The organism is Streptomyces sp. NPDC101194, from assembly GCF_044767885.1.
GTDB lineage: Bacteria > Actinomycetota > Actinomycetes > Streptomycetales > Streptomycetaceae > Streptomyces.
In genome coordinates this window covers 761508-777971 of the sequence record NZ_JBIWOS010000003.1, presented here as the reverse complement: position 1 = coordinate 777971, position 16464 = coordinate 761508, and the positions used below count along the sequence as shown (strand labels likewise).

The 16464-nt window shown below is 74.2% G+C and carries 15 protein-coding genes; all 15 read left to right on the top strand.

Annotated elements, in window-relative coordinates; translation table 11 throughout:
* Positions 1–31: 31 nt before the first annotated feature.
* The 15 genes from ACIRP2_RS16405 to ACIRP2_RS16335 all read left to right on the top strand — a co-directional run bounded on the left by ACIRP2_RS16405 (position 32) and on the right by ACIRP2_RS16335 (position 16452).
* Positions 32–1318 carry a beta-ketoacyl-[acyl-carrier-protein] synthase family protein gene (locus tag ACIRP2_RS16405; RefSeq protein ID WP_404250728.1) on the top strand — a complete coding sequence of 429 codons (1287 nt, stop codon included), beginning with the start codon at positions 32–34 and terminating at the stop codon, positions 1316–1318.
* Entirely contained in the window at positions 1315–2511 is a 1197-nt protein-coding gene (locus ACIRP2_RS16400; protein WP_404250726.1) for a beta-ketoacyl synthase N-terminal-like domain-containing protein, read from the top strand. Before ACIRP2_RS16405 ends, ACIRP2_RS16400 begins: the two co-directional genes overlap by 4 nt.
* Complete coding sequence (locus tag ACIRP2_RS16395) at positions 2508–3563, top strand: beta-ketoacyl synthase N-terminal-like domain-containing protein (RefSeq protein WP_404250724.1); 1056 nt, start codon at positions 2508–2510, stop codon at positions 3561–3563. The genes ACIRP2_RS16400 and ACIRP2_RS16395 overlap by 4 nt, the downstream gene beginning before the upstream one ends.
* Positions 3560–4417, top strand: coding sequence for an alpha/beta fold hydrolase (locus tag ACIRP2_RS16390; protein ID WP_404250722.1), 858 nt, complete (start codon positions 3560–3562; stop codon positions 4415–4417). The genes ACIRP2_RS16395 and ACIRP2_RS16390 overlap by 4 nt, the downstream gene beginning before the upstream one ends.
* The gene (locus tag ACIRP2_RS16385) at positions 4414–5388 is read left to right on the top strand and encodes an acyl-CoA thioesterase (protein ID WP_404250720.1); all 975 of its coding nucleotides are present in this window, start codon (positions 4414–4416) and stop codon (positions 5386–5388) included. Before ACIRP2_RS16390 ends, ACIRP2_RS16385 begins: the two co-directional genes overlap by 4 nt.
* A complete protein-coding gene (locus tag ACIRP2_RS16380; RefSeq protein ID WP_404250718.1) occupies positions 5385–6572 on the top strand; it encodes a beta-ketoacyl-[acyl-carrier-protein] synthase family protein in 1188 nt (395 codons plus the stop codon). The genes ACIRP2_RS16385 and ACIRP2_RS16380 overlap by 4 nt, the downstream gene beginning before the upstream one ends.
* Positions 6569–7624 (top strand): beta-ketoacyl synthase N-terminal-like domain-containing protein, encoded by a 1056-nt coding sequence (locus ACIRP2_RS16375; RefSeq protein ID WP_404250716.1) that lies wholly within the window; start codon positions 6569–6571, stop codon positions 7622–7624. Before ACIRP2_RS16380 ends, ACIRP2_RS16375 begins: the two co-directional genes overlap by 4 nt.
* Complete coding sequence (locus ACIRP2_RS16370) at positions 7608–8423, top strand: SDR family oxidoreductase (RefSeq protein ID WP_376279788.1); 816 nt, start codon at positions 7608–7610, stop codon at positions 8421–8423. The genes ACIRP2_RS16375 and ACIRP2_RS16370 overlap by 17 nt, the downstream gene beginning before the upstream one ends.
* Positions 8424–8790: 367 nt before the next feature.
* On the top strand, positions 8791–9909 hold the full coding sequence (locus tag ACIRP2_RS16365; protein ID WP_404250713.1) for a beta-ketoacyl synthase N-terminal-like domain-containing protein: 1119 nt from the start codon (positions 8791–8793) through the stop codon (positions 9907–9909).
* Between the two features lie 92 nt (positions 9910–10001).
* Positions 10002–10265, top strand: coding sequence for an acyl carrier protein (locus ACIRP2_RS16360; RefSeq protein ID WP_404250711.1), 264 nt, complete (start codon positions 10002–10004; stop codon positions 10263–10265).
* Positions 10262–10675 (top strand): 3-hydroxyacyl-ACP dehydratase FabZ family protein, encoded by a 414-nt coding sequence (locus tag ACIRP2_RS16355; protein ID WP_404250709.1) that lies wholly within the window; start codon positions 10262–10264, stop codon positions 10673–10675. Before ACIRP2_RS16360 ends, ACIRP2_RS16355 begins: the two co-directional genes overlap by 4 nt.
* Entirely contained in the window at positions 10672–11175 is a 504-nt protein-coding gene (locus ACIRP2_RS16350) for a 3-hydroxyacyl-ACP dehydratase FabZ family protein (RefSeq protein ID WP_404250707.1), read from the top strand. Before ACIRP2_RS16355 ends, ACIRP2_RS16350 begins: the two co-directional genes overlap by 4 nt.
* Before the next feature lie 12 nt (positions 11176–11187).
* Entirely contained in the window at positions 11188–11982 is a 795-nt protein-coding gene (fabG, locus tag ACIRP2_RS16345; RefSeq protein WP_404250705.1) for a 3-oxoacyl-[acyl-carrier-protein] reductase, read from the top strand.
* Complete coding sequence (locus tag ACIRP2_RS16340; protein WP_404250703.1) at positions 11979–12707, top strand: 2-hydroxychromene-2-carboxylate isomerase; 729 nt, start codon at positions 11979–11981, stop codon at positions 12705–12707. The genes fabG and ACIRP2_RS16340 overlap by 4 nt, the downstream gene beginning before the upstream one ends.
* 136 nt (positions 12708–12843) lie before the next feature.
* On the top strand, positions 12844–16452 hold the full coding sequence (locus tag ACIRP2_RS16335) for an AMP-binding protein (protein ID WP_404250701.1): 3609 nt from the start codon (positions 12844–12846) through the stop codon (positions 16450–16452).
* The last annotated feature ends 12 nt before the right edge of the window (positions 16453–16464 follow it).

Sequence of the window (16464 nt, the reverse complement as noted above, 5' to 3'; positions counted from 1 at the left end):
GTCCCGATCGCCAGCAGATGGGTGAGCTTCGATGAACGCTTCGATCAAGACAGACGCGCGAGGTCACGGCGGACACGACGGTCCTCCCTCCGAGACCGCAGGACGACGGGTGGTCATCACCGGACTCGGTGTGGTCACCAGTATCGGGATCGGTGTCGAGGCCTTCACCGCCGGCCTTCGTGAGGGACGCAGCGGCGTCAAGCCGATCACCGCGTTCGACACGACCGGGTTCGCCCATGCCAACGGCTGCGAGGTCACCGACTTCGAGCCGGAGCGCTGGATCGTCGGGCAGCCCGTGGAAGAGCTGGGCCGGGCCGGCCAGTTCTCGGTGGCGGCCGCCCGCATGGCGGTCGAGGACGCGGGGCTGAGCGTGCAGGACGTGCGGGCCCGCCGTTCCCTGGTGTCCGTCGGTACCACGGACGGTGAGTCCCGCGACCTCGACCAGCTCGTCGCCACGGGTCTGGAGGGCGGGCCCGAGGAGTACGACCCGGTCGTCGCCCGGCGCTTCTCCGCCGGACGGCTGTCCGCGGGCATCGTGCGCGAGCTGCGCCTGGAGGACGTGGAGGCCGTGACGATCCCGACCGCGTGCGCGGCCGGCAACTACGCGGTCGGATACGGCTACGACGCGCTGCGCAGCGGGGACGTGGACATCGCCCTGTGCGGCGGCGCCGACGCGGCGTGCCGCAAGACGTTCACCGGGTTCTACCGGCTCGGCACCATCGCCCCCGAGGTGTGCCGGCCCTTCGACAAGGACCGCGAGGGCATCCTCACCGGCGAGGGAGCGGGCATCCTCCTCATGGAGAGTCTCGACTCGGCGCTGGCGCGCGGTGCCCGCATCTACGCCGAGGTCCTCGGGTACGGGCTCGCCTGCGACGCCCTGCATCCCGTCGCCCCGGACCGGGACAGCATCGCGCGGACCATCCGGATCGCCCACCGTAACGCGGGCATCACGCCGGACCAGGTCGATTTCGTGTCCGCGCACGGCACCGGCACCAAGGCCAACGACATCACCGAGGCCGGCGCCATCCGCCAGGTGTTCGGCGCGGACACCATGCCCCGCACCGTGTCCATCAAGTCGATGATCGGCCACAGCATGGGCGCGGCCAGCGCCGTCTCCGCCGCCGCGTGTGCGCTCGCCCTGACGGAGGGGTTCATCCCGCCGACGGTCAATCACCGGGAGACCGATCCGGAGTGCGGCGTCGACTGCGTGCCCAACCAGGCGGTCGAAGCGGAGCTGTCCGTCGTGCAGAACAACGCGCTCGCCTTCGGGGGCAACAACGCGGTCCTGGTCCTCGGGGCCCACCGGAGCGCGTCATGAGCTGGATCGTGACCGGTATGGGCGCCGTCGCCAGCATCGGCGGCAGCGTCGAGGAGATCTTCGGTTCGCTGGTCGCGGGCCGCAGCGGGCTCGCCCCGCTGCGCGGCTACGACCCCGCCAACTTCCGTGCGCGGATGGCCTACGAGATCGACGACCGGCCCGCGCCGGGCGTCGACGAGCCGCTGCGCGCCACCCGCTGGCTGGAGGAGGCCGTCGCGCAGGCGGCGGCGGACGCCGGACTCGGCGACGACCTGTCCGGGGTGCCGGTCCTGATCGGCACCACCCTGCGCGAACTGCGCTCGGTGGAACTGTCCTGGCGCGACGACGTGCCCTTCGACGTACGGGACCTGCACTTCGGAACGGCCCTGCGCAGACGTTTCGGCGCGGACGACACCCACACCGTCGCCAACGCCTGCTCCGCCTCGCTGTACGCGCTCGGCCTCGGCGCCGACCTGCTCGACCTGCGCGCCGCGGACACCGTCGTCGTCGCCGGGGTCGACACCATCACCGAGAGCACGTACGGCCTGCTCGACCGCTGCTACCCCGAACCCCCCGACCGGGTCAGGCCGTTCGACCGGGCCCGGCGCGGCATGCTGCAGGGCGAGGGTGCGGTGGCCGTGGTGCTGCGCAGGGAGGCGGACGGGCCCGGACCGGGTGCCCGGGTCCACGCGCGGGTGCGCGGCGTCGCCGTCAACTGCGATGCCCACCACCCGTCCGCGCCCGACGCGAAGAGCATCGCCGCGGCCGTCCACGAGGCGCACGAGCGGGCCGGGGTACGGCCCGCCGACATCGATCTCGTGATGCTGCACGGCACCGGCACACCGCTCAACGACGAGGCCGAGTCCACGGCCCTGAACAGCGTGTTCGCCGGCCTCGACCCCTCCCCGTACATGACGGCCATCAAGTCGATGACCGGACACACCGCCGGGGCCTCCGGACTGCACAGCCTGGTCGCCGCCGTGGACGCGATGCGCACGGGGACCGTCCCGCCGACGGTGTACCTCGACGACCCGGTGGACGCCGTGGCCGGATTCCGGCTGGTCCGGGGCCGCGCCGAGCGGCCCGGACAGTCGCTGGAGCTCGCGCAGATCGACTCGTTCGGATTCGGCGGGCTCAACGCGGTCGCGGTCGTGGAACGGGTCGACGGACACCCGGCCGGCCTCGGGGAACCGGACGAAGGAGCAGGCCAGTGAGCACCGCACCCACGGCACGCGCCGTGATCACCGGCATCGGCACGGCCGTGCGCGGCCTGGCGGAGCCCGCCGGACTGCTCGGGCCGCTGCCCGAGGACCACCGGGCGGCGCCCGACCCCGTGTCCAGGCTCACCGGACGCGGCCTGCGCTACAAGGACCGGGCCACGAAGCTGGCCATGGCCGCCGCGCGGGACGCGCTGGCCGAGGCCCGACTGGTGGACACCAAGGGGGAGCTGACCGTTCCGGGCGAGAGCGTCGGGGTGGTCACCAGTACCAACTACGGCAACGCCGACACGGTCTGCGAGACCGTGCGGACCATCGCCGAGTCCACCTATCTGGCGACCAGCCCGATGATGCTCCCCGCCACTTCCAGCAATGTGGTCGCCTCGTGGCTCGCCATCACGCACGGCCTGCGCGGCGCCAACCTGACTCTGTGCAACGGGCCGACCTCCGGGCTCGACGCCGTCCACTGGGCCCGGCTGCTGATCGGGGCGGGCCGGGTGGAACGGGTGCTCGTCGTCGGCACCGAACCGGACAACGCCCCCGTGCGCCACCTCACCGAGGTGCCGGACGACGACGGCACCGGTGCGCCCGCGCTCTTCGACGGCGCGGTCGCCCTGGTCGTCGAGTCCGCCGCTTCCGCCACGGCCCGCGGGGTGGACGCGCTGGCCGCGATCGGACCGTACGCACGCCGTGGCGACCACGCCGTCGCCGTCGCCGACGTGCGCGGCAGGCTGCCGGGACCGGTCGGCCTGTGGTGCGTGCCGCAGCACCCGGACGGGGTGCGCGCCCCCGCACCCGGGCTCGGCGCCGGGGCCGGAACAGCCCCGGTCCACGACCTGTCCGCGCTGTACGGCCCGTCGTCGGGCGCGCTCGGCGTGCTCCAGTGCGCGGCGGCGGCCCTCTGGTTCGACGACGCGGAGGCGGGTTCCGGGACCCTGGTCCTGGCCAGTGCGGGTACGGGCGACGCGGGCGGGGACGACGCGAGCGCGGCCCTGCTCCTGGCGGCCCCCGGTGCCCCGGTACCCGGTCCGACGGGCGCGGCGCGATGACCCACCACGACGGGGAGGGCGGCCCGGAACCCATGGCCTCGGTACGGCTCCGGCGTGCGGCCCGCGGAGCGGAGGGTGCCGTGCGGGTGCTCGCGCTGCACGGCCTCGCCGGCAGCGTGTCCGGCTGGGCGCCGTACGAGCGACTCGCCCTCGACGAGGTCGAGTTGTGGGACGGGGAGCTGCCCTGGAGTTCCGCCGGCGACCCCGGCTGGAGCCTGCGGGACGACCCGGCCGACCATGTGGAGCGCGCGCTCGACGCGGTGCCCGGAGGCGTCGACCTCCTCATCGTGCACTCCTTCACCGCGGGCCCCGCGCTGGAGGCCCTCGTACGCCGGGCGGACTCCGGCAAACCCCGGGCCGCCGTGGTCGTCGCCCCGTTCCACCGGCGTCGTACCGACGACTTCTCCTGGGACGACGCCACGCACTACCTGGGCGGCTTCCACCGCATCCTGGAGGAGGGCCTGCGGATCGGCGGCGGCGAGCGGCTGCCGGCCGAGGTACGGGCCGCGATGGCCCTGCGGGTCCGCGACCGGGTCGGCCCCTACGGCTGGCAGCAGTTCTTCGGCGCCTATCTGCGCAGCCCCTTCCTGGACGTCGCCTCCTTGCGGCTTCCGGTGCTCGTCGTGGCCGGGAGCGGGGACTTCGCGGCCCCGCCGGACGACGCCCGCGCGCTGGCCGCCGCCCTGCCCGACGGCAGGTTCCGGCTCTTCGACGACTGCGGCCACTTCGCGATGGTCGAACAGCCTCAGCGCTTCGCCGACGCGGTGCACGAACTGCTCCGCGAGGCCTTCCCCGCCGCTCCCGCCACCCCTTCCCCTTCCGATGTCCATCCCTACGTACCGGAGTTGACGTGACAACGAACACCGCTGGCATCGAGGCCGCGGCTCTCGCGCTCCAGGAGCCCAGCACCCTGGAGATCCGCCCTCGCTACGAGGGCTCCAACATCTGCACCTGGATCGGCTTCAAGCACGTCAACTACCTCGTCGAGGAAGCCGTCCTGAACCATCTCAGGCAGGCCGGGATCGCCCCGGGCGCGATCTACGAGACGTACGGCCTGTGCACGGACATCGTCGACATCGACACCCGCATCCTGCACGCCTTCCACATCGACGACACGGCCGTCGCCGAGGTCAGGCCGCACCGCAGGGCCAAGGACGGTGAGCTCGTCCTCGCCGTCACGCTCCAGGTGCGGCGCGAGTCCCTGCTGAAGGCGGTCACCTCCACGGTCCGTGTCCAGTTGCGCCTCGACCCGCGCGGCGGCGGCGAGCAGCCCGTCCCCGCCGCGCTCGCCCCCTACGCCGTGGACCGGCTCGGCGCCGTGCCCGGCTGGACGCCGGAGCCCGTCGCGGCGGACCCGGCCGCCGCCGACCTGGTCAAGGAGCTGACGGCCGGACGCAACGCGTACGCCTGGAAGTTCCGCATCCCCTACTGGTACTGCCACTTCACCGAGCGTCAGCAGATGTCCGGCTATCTGCGGCTCATGGAGGAGGCCAAGGACCGGCTCGTCGCCGATCGCGGGGTCTCCATCAAGACGCTGCTCGACGAGCAGAACTGGATCCCCGTCGTGCCGCACTCGCGGATCACCGTGCTCGACGAGGCGCGGATGGAGGAGGACCTGTACGTCGTCCTCACCGTGGAGAACGTCTTCAAGGGCTTCACGTACGACTCCCGCATGGACACCTACGTCGTCCGTGACGGGAAGCTGCTGCAGACCGCGACCGGCCGGATCACCCACGGCTACGCGGTGATCGAGAACCGCCGCGACTGGAGCCTCGTCCCCTTCGACGACCGTATGAACGCGGCCCTGGAGGGCCGGGCGGCATGAACACCGAGGCCGAGGTCGTGGTCACCGGGGTCGGCGCCGTCACCTGCCACGGTGCGGGCGCCGACACCCTGTGGCGGGCCATGACGGCGGCCGGGGCCCGTCGGCCCGAGCGGCCGACGGACCCGCTCGCCCGGATGGACCTGCCGCTGATCAACCTGGTGCCCGACCTCGGCCCCGAGCCCGTCCCGGCGGTCGAGCGGGCAGCCCGCTTCGCCTCCCACGCCGCCGCCGAGGCCCTCTCCGACGCCCGTCACGACGCCGCGTCACTGCGCGCCTGCCGCACCGCCGTCGTGATCGGCAGCTGCATGGGGGAGCCCGCCCCGAACGAGCGCGGACGGGGGCGCCGGGTCCACGGCGACGGCTTCGACTGGACGCCACCGTTCCGGCTCGCCGGCCGACTCGCCTCCGAACTGGGCGTGTTCGGGCCGGTGCACGACATCGCCAACGCCTGCGCGGCAGGCGGCTACGCCCTCGGCCTCGCCGCCGACCTGATCCGCGCGGGGGAGGCCGACGTGGTGATCGCGGGCGGCTCCGACGCCTACTCACGCGTCGCGCTCGGCTGCTTCAACCGGCTCGGCGCCGTGGACCCCGAGCGGTGCCGCCCCTTCGAGAGCGACCGGGCCGGCACGGTGTTCGCCGAGGGCGCCGGGATCCTCGTCGTCGAATCGGCCGCGCACGCCGGGGCCCGGGGGGTACGGCCCGCACTGCGTCTGAGCGGGACCGCGTGGAGCTGCGACGCGGGCCACCCGACGGCCCCCGAGGCGGACGGCGAGCAGATCGTACGGGCGATGCGGCGGGCCGTCGGCGACGTCCCGGACACCGTCGGCTGTGTGATCCCGCACGGCACCGGCACCCGTCTCAACGACGTGCTGGAGAGCCGTGCGCTGCACCAGGTGTTCGGCCCCCGCGCGGCACGCGTCCCGGTCTACAGCCTCAAGGCGCTGCTCGGCCATGCGGGAGGCGCGTCCGCGGCGCTCGGCGCGGTGGCGGCGGCCCTGATCCTGCGGCACGGCTCCGTCCCGCCGAACGTGCCGCTCAAGGACCAGGACCCCGAGTGCGAGGTGCTGCTCCCGCAGGGAGCGGCCGTCCCGCTGCCGCCGTCGCGACGGCGCGTACTCGTCAACGCGTACGGGTTCGGCGGCAACAACGCCTCGCTCGTCCTCGCAGGAGGTGAGGACCGGTGAACGGCCCGTACGGACAGCAGCTCGCCGTCACCGGCGTCGGCGTCGTCTCACCCTGGGGCGACGGGCCCGGACCCGCCCACGCCGCCCGGGGAGCGGCCCCGGCCGGGAACGGTGCCTGGTTCGACCACCGGGACCGGCTCGGGCCGCGCGGCTACAAGTACCTGCCCGCCGCCGCCCAGTACGCGCTGGCCGCGGCCCGTGCCGCGCTCGCCGACGGCGGGCGGCCCGACGCGGTGCCCGACCACCGGCGCGGTCTGCTGCTCGCCACCAACGCGGGGCTCGCCGGGCTCTTCGACACCATGGACGCGACCGTGGCCGAGGACGGTGGCGCGGCACGCCTCTCCCCGGCCACGGCCCCCTACTTCGCCGTCAATGTCCTCGGCAACCGGCTGGCCGCCGAACTCGGCTTCAGGGGCTTCGCCCTGACGGTCGCGAACGAGCGCACCGCCGCCGTCGACGCGCTGGCCACCGGTGCGCTCGCCCTGGCGGCGGGCCGCTGCGACACGCTCCTGATGGCCGCGGCCGAGGAGCCGCCGCCCGGCGGGCGGGGCGAGCAGGGCGCCGCCGCGCTCGCGCTGGAGCCGCTCGCCGCCGCGCGGGCCCGGGGAGCCGGAGTGCACGCCCTGGTGGCGGCCCGCTCCCTGTTCCTGCCGCCGCGCGCGCTGGCGAGCCCCGCGGGCCGGGACGGCGCGGTGAACCGTCTCGCGGAGCTTGTCGCGGCGGTGCCGGGCCCCCGCACCGTACATCTGGACCTCGACGGGTCCGCGGTGTCCGAGACGGTGGCGCTCGCCGTGGCCCGGGCCGCGGCGGGCCGGACCGTGCCGCCGCCCGGCGGCGCGACGGCCGAACCGCGCCGTACGCGGCCGCTGTCGCCGCAACGCGGGGCCGGCTGCCTCGGGCCCGCGTTCGCCGTCGCGCACGCCGTCACCACAGTCCGCGAGGAAGACCGGATCGTCGTCACGGCCGACGGCGCCGGACACGTCGCCCTGGTCCGGATCTCTTCCGCACCGGCCCACCACACACAGGAGTCGCAGCATGCTGAAACCGCTTGAGGGGAGCTGGAGCCTGGTCCTCGGAGCGTCCAGCGGGATCGGCCGGGCCATCGCCCTCGGACTCGCCCGCGAGGGCGTGCACATCGCCGGGGTGCACTTCGACACGGCCTCCCGCACCGAGGAGGTCGAGGCCGTCGTCGACGAGATCCGGTCGCTGGGTGTCGAGGCGCACTTCTTCAACGCCAACGCCGCCGCCAGGGCCACCCGGGCCGACATCGTGCCGCGGCTCGCCGAGCTGACCGGATCGGGCGGCGGCATCCGGATCCTGGTCCACTCGCTGGCCTTCGGCACCCTCGTCCCGTTCACGCCGCGCGAGGGCTGGGACAAGCAGGTCGGCTCGCGCCAGCTGGAGATGACGCTCGACGTCATGGCCAACAGTCTCGTGTACTGGACCCAGGACCTGCTCGCCGCGGGCCTGCTGCGCAGCGGGGCGAAGGTGTACGCGATGACGAGCGCGGGCACCTCCCAGGCGCTGCCCAGTTACGGGGCGGTTTCCGCGGCCAAGAGCGCCCTGGAGTCCCATGTGCGCCAACTGGCATGCGAGTTGGCCGTCAGCGGCATCGCCGTGAACGCCCTGCGCGCCGGCACCACCGTCACTCCCGCGCTGCGGCGCATCCCGGAGCACGCCGGTTACATCGAGCGCGCGGCGGAGAACAACCCGCACGGGCGTCTCACCCGGCCCGACGACGTCGCCGAGGCGGTCGCCCTGCTCTCACGCAGCGACTCCTCGTGGCTGACCGGCAACACCATCGGCGTCGACGGGGCCGAACTGCACGCCGCCGCCGGGGCGTGGGGCTGAGAGCCTGCCGGGCGACCTCGGATCGGGCGGCCACGGTGTGGTGCGCACGTTTCCGGCGTTGCCGAAGTGCCCTGCCGGCTCCTTCCCCGAGCTCTCGAGGAGCGGAGGAGGCCCCGTCCGAGGGCATCCCGGCGCCTCGGAATCGCACGCGCCACACCGCGTCCGCTCTCCGAGAAACGGGGTCACCCGACAGGCTCTGAGCACCACCGGCTTCCCGTGACCGTCGGCCCCCAGGGGCCTCCACCGGATCCCCCTCGTCCGCCCCGCCCGCCCCGGCCGGGGCGGGCACCGGGCAGAGAACCGCACCGGCCAGGTATTCGACCGACGGGTCCTCACCCGGATCCTTCACCGACAGGAGCAGAACGCGATGACTGCCAGTCTTGCCACCGGGGCGGACCCGGACACCCTGGTCGTATCCGGCTGGTCGGCGTCCTCCCCGTACGGGCTCGGCGCGGCCGCCTTCACCGAGGGCATCCGCGCCGACCGGGACGGAACGCGGGCCGCCGACGGCACCGCGGACCTCGGACCCTATGAACGGGCGGGCCGCATACCGGACTTCGACGCCCGGTCGGTACTCGGCCGCAAGGGCACCCGTGCCATGGACCGTGCCACGGCCATCGCCGTCGCGACGGCCGGGATGCTGCTCGGCGAGGCCGGGTCAGGTCTCGCCGAGGACGTCCCGGAGGCCGTCGGCATGGTCCTCGGCACCGGGCACGGCAGCGTCCAGAGCATCATGGACTTCACCCGGGACTCCCTCACCGGCGAGAAGCCCTTCCACGTCGACCCGGCCCTGTTCCCGAACACCGTGATGAACCGCGCGGCGGGCCAGAGCGCCATCTGGCACACCCTGCGCGGTCCCAACACCACGGTCGCGGGCGGCGCCCCGACCGGGCTGCTCGCGCTCAACTACGCGGCCAGGCTGCTGCGTCAGGGGCATTGCGAGGCCGTGCTGTGCGGAGCCGTGGAGGAGTTCTCGGCCGAGCGGGCCTGGCTGGAGTACCGGGCCCGCACCGGCGGCCCGCACCGCAGGCCCGCGGGGCCGCTCGGCGAGGGCTGCGCCCTGTTCCTGCTCGAATCGCCGGACCGGGCCCGCTCCTACGGGCGGACCCCGCTCGCCACGCTGCTCGGTACCCGCTTCATGGCGTTCACCGACCCCGAGCGCGCCCAGGACGCGGTGTCCCGCGCCGTCACCGAGGCGCTCAAGAACGCCGACGTACGTCCCGACGAGATCACGCTGATCGTGCCCTCGGACAGCGGCGGCCCGCTCGGCGCCCGCGAGGACGCCGCGCTCGCCGAGTTCTTCGGAGACCGGCTGCCGCCCCGGCTGCGGCTGCGCAAACTCCTCGGCGACGCCGGGGCGGCGGCCGCGTCGCTGCAGCTCGCCGGCGCGCTCGCCGCCGACGCCGCGGCCGGGCCCGTGCTCGTCACCTCCATCGACCCGGACGGCCAGACAGGTGCGGTCGTCCTGCGCACCGGCGCGTCCTGACCGCCGCCGCGGCACACCGCGCGGCGTGCCGACCGCACCTGATCCCCGACCACCGCCATGCCGAACCACACCCGGAAGGACGTGTCCCGCTCATGCCCGAGACCACCGCCCCCGCACTCGACAAGGAAGAACTGCGCGACCTGGTCGCCGACGTCCTCGACCTGGACGTCGCCGAGGTCACCGACAGCGCCCACTTCATGGAGGACCTGGAGGTCGACTCACTGATGGCCCTGGAGATCGTCGTGCGCCTGGAGAAGGAGTACGGCGTCCGGCTCGCCGAGTCCGAACTGGCCTCGATCACCTCGCTGCTGGGCACCTACGAACTGCTCGCCGACAAGCTGCGGGCCGCGCGGTGAGCGCCGCCACGCCCCTGGGCGACATCGAGCTGATCCGCATCGGCCCGCAGGGCGCGATCACCGCATTCGACGCGCCCGTCGACGGCCCGGTCGTCGACGGGCACTACCCCGGCTTCCCCGTGCTGCCTGGCGTGTTCCTCATCGAGGCCGCCGACCGCACGGTTCGGCAGTGGGCCAGGAGCAATCGCGCCACCCCCGCCGGCGACGACGGCGAGGTGGAACTGGTCGCGATGGACCGCTGCCGCTTTCACCGGCCCGTCCACCCGGGCGACCGGGTGCACACCGACATCGGCGTCACGGAGAGCGCCGCCGGGCTGCTGTTCAAGGCGGCCGTCACCACCAACCGCGGCAAGGTGGCCGACATCCGGCTGCGCTACCGCGACAAGGACCGGCACGAGGAGGTCCGATGACCGTCCACGGCATCGACCGGATCAAGGGCACCATCCCGCACCGCGGCGAGATCCTGCTGGTGGACCGGGTCACTGACGTGGTGCCGGGCGAGAGCCTGACCGCGTACAAGGCCGTCTCCGGCAACGAACCGGTGTACGCGCCGCTCGGCCAGGACGCCACGGCGTCCGACTACGCCTACCCGACCTCGCTCGTCATCGAGTCGTGGGCCCAGTCCGCGGTGCTGCTCTCCGTGTGGGAGAAGCCCAACCCCGACGTGCTCGCCGGGAAGGTCGAACTGGCCGGGGCCATCAACGAGGTCGTCGTCGGCGGGCGCGCCCGGCCCGGCGACGTGCTGGAGCACCGGGTGCGCCTGGTCAAGGCCGCCGGGGAGACCTCGGTCCTGGCCGGCGAGACGCTCGTCGGCGGGCGCGAGGTGCTGCGGGTCGGCGCGTTCGTGGTCGCGCTGCGCGACATGGCCGAGCTGCTTTCGGCGCCTGACCGCGCCCTGCTGAAGGTGTGAGGAGAGGACGCGATGAGTGCGCACAGCACTGCACGGAACCAGGCCACCGCACGGAGCGGTGGCGCATCGCACGGGGACAAGGTCGCACTCGTCACCGGAGGGTCGCGGGGCATCGGCCGCGCGGTCGTCGGGCGGCTGGCCCGCGACGGCTACGACATCGGCTTCTGCTACCGATCCGACGACCAGGCGGCGGCCCTGGTGGAGAAGGAAGTTCGTGAGCTGGGGCGCCGCGTCCTGGCGCGGCGGGTGGACGTCACGGACCGCACGCAGGTGCGGGACTTCGTCGCCGCCGCCGAGGACCGGCTGGGCCCCGCGTCGGCGGCGGTGACGTCGGCCGGCATCACCCGGGACTCCCCGCTGGTGCTGATGCCGGACGAGGACTGGGACGCCGTACTGCGCACCAACCTCGACGGCACGTACAACCTGTGCCGCGCGGTGGCCTTCCCGATGATCAAGCGCGGCGGCGGCGCCGTCGTCACGCTGTCGTCGGTGGCGGGCGTCGCGGGCAACGCGGGCCAGACCAACTACTCGGCGTCCAAGGCGGGGATCATCGGCTTCACCCGGTCGCTCGCCAAGGAGGGCGGGCGCCACGGCATCCGCGCCAACACGGTGGCGCCGGGCTTCATCGACACGGACATGACCTCGGAGCTGCCGCCGAAGGTGGCCAAGGAGATGCTGGGCCGGATCCCGCTGAAGCGGTTCGGGCGACCCGAGGACGTGGCGTCGCTCGTGGCGTTCCTGGTGTCGCCCGAGGCGTCGTACGTCACCGGGCAGGTGTTCCAGGTGGACGGCGGGATCGCGCTGTGAGCGGTGCCGCCCGCGAGCGGCGCCGTCGCAGGCGTCCCCCGCGGTTCTACTTCTCGCTGCGCAGCCCGTACTCGTGGCTGGCGTGGCGGGATCTGCTCGATCGCCATCCGGCCACCGCGGCGGCCGTGGAGTGGGTGCCGTTCTTCGAACCGGACGAACTGAGCCGGAAGCTGCTCGCCGAGGCGGGCGGCGCCTTCCCCTACACGCCGATGTCCCCGGCCAAACACCGCTACATCCTTCAGGACGTGCGGCGTCTGGCCGCCGAGCGGGGGCTGTCCTTCACCTGGCCGGTGGACCGTGATCCGGTGTGGGAGGTGCCGCACCTGGGGTACCTCGCGGCGCACCGGCACGGCAGGGGGGCCGAGTTCATCGCGCTCGCCGCGCGGGCCCGCTGGGAACGGGGCCAGGACATCTGCGACCGTTCGGTGATCGGCGGCTTCGGCCCCGAACTGGGCCTGGACGGCGAAGAACTGGCGTCCGCCGCCGACGACCCGGAACTGCGGGCCGAGGGTGTGCGGGTGCTGCTCGACATCCAGCGCGACGGAGTCTTCGGCGTACCGTTCTTCGTCGACCACTTCGACAAGTACTGGGGCGTCGACCGGCTGCCGGCCTTCGCCGCGGCACTCGCCGTCGAGTCCTCCGAGGCCCCGCCCCCCGCGGACGGACCCCCGCCGCCCGCCCCCGCGGCCTCGGTGGACGACGGCCACGCGGGCGGCTGCGGCTGAGCCGCCCGGACCTGCGCGGCCCGGAGCGGGCCGTGTCCAGGGCCGCCGCACGACGCCTCCCCTCGCGTCGTGCGGCGGCCCTTTTGTGTCCCCGGACGGCCGGGTCCGCGTATAGGTGCCGCATAGCGCACGGCTGTTGCCTGGGGATCCGTACTGCTACGAGAAGGTGGGTGGTTGGGTGTCCGGCTTCGAGAGCTTCGTCAGCGCGCTGCGCCGCGGGGCGGCGGCGGCGCCCGAGCGCCGCGCCGTCGTGTTCGGTGCCGAGTCCGGCGAGGAGGAACTGTCCTACGCGTCCCTGGACGCCGGGGCGCGGGCGGCGGCCGTGACGGTCGCGGAGCTGGTCGCGCCCGGTGACCGGGTGCTGGTCTCCTGCCTGCCCGGCACCGGCTTCCTCCGCGCCTTCCTCGCCTGCCTGTACGCGGGTGCGGTCCCGGTCCCGGTCCCCGCCCCCGGAGGGTTCGGCCGGCAGGAGTCCCGGACCAACCTCATCGCCGTGGACACCGGGGCCCGGCTGGTCCTCACCGACGAGGCGAGCGCCGCCGCCGTCACCCGCTGGATCGAGGACGAGCGTGCCGCACTGCCCGGCCTCGACGCCGTCACGGTGGAGTCCGCCGAGCGGGCGGGCGATCCGGACGCGTGGACCGAGCGGTCCGTCGAACCCGGCACGCTCTGCTTCCTGCAGTACACCTCCGGGTCGACCGGCGACCCGAAGGGCGTGATGGTGCCGCACGGCGCACTGGTGCACAACCTGCGTCTGATGCGGGACAGCCACGGCTGGCACGGCGGCATGACGTGGTGCAGCTGGCTGCCCGCCCACCACGACATGGGCCTCATCGCGATGATGCTCGCCCCCCTGTACCTGGGCGGCACCGCGGTCCTCATGTCGCCCACCGACTTCCTCAAGCGGCCGGTGTCCTGGCTGCGGTTGATCGCGCGGCACGGCGCCGAGATCAGCTGTGCCCCGAACTTCGCCTACGACCTGTGCGCCCGTCGCCTCACCGAGGAGCAGACCGCCGGGCTCGACCTGTCACGCTGGCGGTACGCCTGCAACGGCGCCGAGCCCGTCGACGCCGCGACCCTCGCCCGCTTCGCGGAGCGGTACGCCGCGGCGGGCTTCGAGGCGCGTTCCCTGCTGCCCGGCTACGGGCTGGCGGAGGCCACGCTGTACGTCAGCGGAACCCGCGCGGAACTGCCTCCGACGGTGCTCCGCGCGGATTCCGGCGCGCTGGCCCGCGGCGAGCTGACCGAGGCCCGGCACGGCGTGCCGGCGCAGGAACTGGCGAGCAGCGGCGTCGTGCGCGGACTCGACGTCCGGGTCGTCGACCCCGCCACGCGCGCCGAACTGCCGGACGGGCGCGTCGGCGAGATCTGGATCCGCGGCGGCAGCGTCGCGCTCGGCTACTGGAACCGCCCCGAGGAGACCGCCACCGTCTTCGGCGCACGCACCGCCGCCGGCGAGGCCGGCTTCCTGCGCACCGGCGACCTGGGCGGGCTGCGCCTCGGCGAGCTGTACGTCACCGGGCGCATCAAGGAAATGATCATCGTGCACGGACGCAATCTGTATCCGCACGACATCGAGCGCGAACTCCGAGAAGCGGTACCCGGGTTCGCCGAGCAGACCGCGGCCGTCTTCGCGGTGCGTCCGGGCGGCGGCCACGCGGCGGAGGAGATCGTGGCCGTGCAGGAGACCCGTGGGCGCGGCCTGTCGGGGGAGGAGCTCACCGCCCTCGCGCGCGGCGCGCGCGGTGCCCTCGCCCGGCGGCTCGGTGTGCGGGTCGGTGGTCTGGTCCTGGTCAGACCGGGACGGGTCCGGCGCACCACCAGCGGCAAGGTGCGGCGCGCGGTGATGCGGGAGCTCTTCGAGCGCGGTGAGCTGGAGGTCCTGCACGAGGAGCTGGCGCCGGAGGTGGCCGCCGCGTTCCGGGGGCCGGCCGCGGCAGTGCGGGCCCGCCCCGTGGGCGCGCTGACCGTTCCGGCCGACGAGCCCTGGCACCCGTACGCGCTCAGCCGCGAACTGGAGGCGAGGCTGGGCGACCCCGGCGACGAGAGCGGGGTGTTCTCCCGCTCGGCCTGCGCACGGTTGGACCGGGCCGAGGAGTTCCCCGCGGCGATCTGCCGGGAGCTGGACGCCCTCGGGGTGCCGCGCTGGTTCGCCCCCGCCCGGTACGGGGGCGAACTCCGCTCCGGCGAAGAGCTGTCGCAGCTCATCAGGACGCTGGGACGGCGCGACTTCACCGTCGCCCTCGGACACGTCAAGACCTACCTGGGCGCCGTCTCGGTGTGGGTGGCCGGAACCCCCGAACAGGCCCGGACCCTCGCCTCGCGCGTCGCCTCGGGTGCGGTGGTCTCGCTCGCGGTGACCGAGCGGGAGCACGGCAGCGACCTGCTCGCGGGGGAGCTGCGGGCCACGCGCACGGCGCGCGGATGGCGGCTCGACGGTGAGAAGTGGCTGATCAACAACGCGACGCGGGCCGATCTCGTGACCGTGCTCGCCCGCACCGCCGACCAGGGCGGAAGCCGGGGTTTCAGCCTCTTCCTGGTCGACACGTCCCGGCTGGGGACGGGGAGCCTGCGCGCCCTTCCCCGAGTGCCCACGCACGGCGTGCGCGGCGCGGACATCAGCGGCATCGCCTTCGACGGCGCCGAGGTGCCCGCCGACGCGCTGATCGGCGCCGAGGGCGAGGGCCTGGAGATCGTCCTCAAGGGATTCCAGATCACCCGGACCCTCTGCTCGGCGATGTCGCTCGGCATGACCGACCACGCGCTGCGCATCGCGCTGGACTTCGCCCGCACGCACCACCTCTACCGGCGACCGCTCGCCGAACTGCCCCACGCCGCACGCACCTTGGCCGAGTCCTGTGCCGACCTGCTCGCGATGGAGGCCATGAGCCTCGTCGCGACCCGCTCGATCCACACACTCACCGGTGAGCTGGCCGTGGTCTCGGCCGTCGTCAAGTACCTGGTGCCGACCCTGGGCGACGAAACGATCGGGGCGCTGCGCGGCCTGCTCGGCGCGCGGGCGATGCTGGTCGAGGACTTCGCGGACGGCGCGTTCCAGAAGCTGGAGCGCGACCACCGCATCGTCGGCATCTTCGACGGCAGCACCGCCGTCAACCTCAACTCCCTGATCAATCACTTCCCGGTGCTCGCCCGCGGCTACCGCGACGGCACCGCCGACCGGGACGCGGTCGCCGCGGCCGCCCGCCCGGACGGGCCGCCGCCCGAGCTCGACCACGGACTGCTCGCGCTCTACGCGCGGTCGGGCTCCAGCGTCGTGCAGTCCCTGCCCGACGCGGTGGCGCGGATCAGGACGGCGGCGCCGTCCCATGTCGCGGAGCGCGCCGCCCGGCTGCTCGCCCTGGCCGCCGGACTCCACGAGGAGCTGAAGGCGTCGCGGCACAGCCCTCGCGCGGTGCCGCCGGAGGCGTTCGCCGCGGCGCGCCGCTACGCCCTCGTGTACGCGGGCGCCGCCGCGGTGCACCTGTGGCTGGAGAACGCCGGCACCGTCCGGGCGAGCGGCCCGCTCTGGCAGGACGCGGCCTGGCTCGACGCGGTCCTGGCCCGTCTGCTGCGCCGCCTGACCGGCGCCCCCGACCTGGAGGACGAGGACGGTCCCGCGCTCGACGCCCTGCTGCCCGCCCTGTACGCCCAGCACGACGAGGGGCTGCTGTTCTCGCTGCTGCCCTGCCCGCTGGGCGAGGGGCGCCGGGTGCCCGGCGGCGGGCCGGCGAGGGACGCGGCGTGACGCCCCCGACCA